We start from the raw sequence: 1,121 nt of genomic DNA on the forward strand, positions 1-1,121 counted from the left end.
AGAAGTGAGCAAGCCCAATTAATAAAACAATAAGCATGCCGCTACGTGCTTTAGGTGTGCGTAATAATGCAGGTAAATCACGAATATGTATTGCTGACTCTGGTAAAAGTTTTGGTAAGAAAATAAGCTGAAGCACTAATACAACAAGACCGATAGCAGCTGTAATTCCAAAGGCACTGCGCCACCCATAAAACTCACTTAACCATGTTCCAATCGGTACACCTAGTACAGTGGCGAAAGTTACACCAGCCATTACTACAGCAGTTGCTTTGGCGATAGGTAAATTTGCAGGTGCGAGCTTACCGCTTAAGGCAATTGCTGTTGCCCAGAAGCCACCAATTGAAATCCCTAAAATCAAACGGCTCAATAATAAAACATGAAAGTTTTCTGCAAAAGCCGTAATGGTATTGGCAATCACCATAATAGCAGTCAGTAAAATAAGCACATAACGACGGTCGAGTTGCTTTACTGAAACGGGTAATAGAGGGGCTGCAATCGCTGCCATAATGCCGGGTACTGTAATAATAAGACCTGCTGTACCTACAGAAATGTGTAAATCGGCTGCAACGCTATTTAAGACACCAACAGGTAAAAATTCACTCGTTACCAAGGCAAAGGCTGCGATGGCAACAGCCAAAATAGCAAACCAGCTCCCTGGTGTGGAAGTCATGGGTCGTGCTTTAGAGGTAGTAGATTGGTCCATAAAGAAATCCTTACTTTGCTAAATTCGAAGTGAAGAAAGGCAAATTTATAATTAACTAACGATCATTATGAAAATAAAATAGTTGATAAAAAATTGAACGTCAATTAATTTAATAACGATTGTTATAAAAATAGATGTGATCTTTATGACAAATAGGCATGAAACAGATCTTGTTAATGAGGACACGTTAAAAAAGAAGCGTGGACGCCCTAAATGCTTTGATGAGCAGCAAGTGTTAGAGAAAGCTATGTTACTTTTTTGGGAACATGGCTATGAAGCCACCTCTATTAGTGACTTAACACATGCTTTAGAAATTACAGCGCCGAGCCTATACAGTGCTTTTGGCGATAAGGCAGGTTTGTTTTACAAAAGTATTGACTACTATCTCGCTCATGAAGCATGTCCTATTGAAACGATA

At 39.5% G+C, this 1,121-nt stretch carries 2 protein-coding genes; one reads left to right on the plus strand and one right to left on the minus strand.

What is annotated here, in order from left to right; all coding sequences use genetic code 11:
- Positions 1 to 703, minus strand: a 703-nt coding sequence (locus VXQ92_RS20145) for an MFS transporter (RefSeq protein WP_416682980.1), incomplete at its 3' end; no start/stop codon positions are given.
- A gap of 136 nt (positions 704 to 839) precedes the next feature.
- Between VXQ92_RS20145 and VXQ92_RS20150 the strand changes: the two genes are divergently transcribed.
- Positions 840 to 1,121: TetR/AcrR family transcriptional regulator (locus VXQ92_RS20150; protein ID WP_416682981.1), on the plus strand; the 282-nt coding region annotated here is incomplete at its 3' end.

It is taken from the genome of Acinetobacter sp. 228 (genome assembly GCF_048147885.1).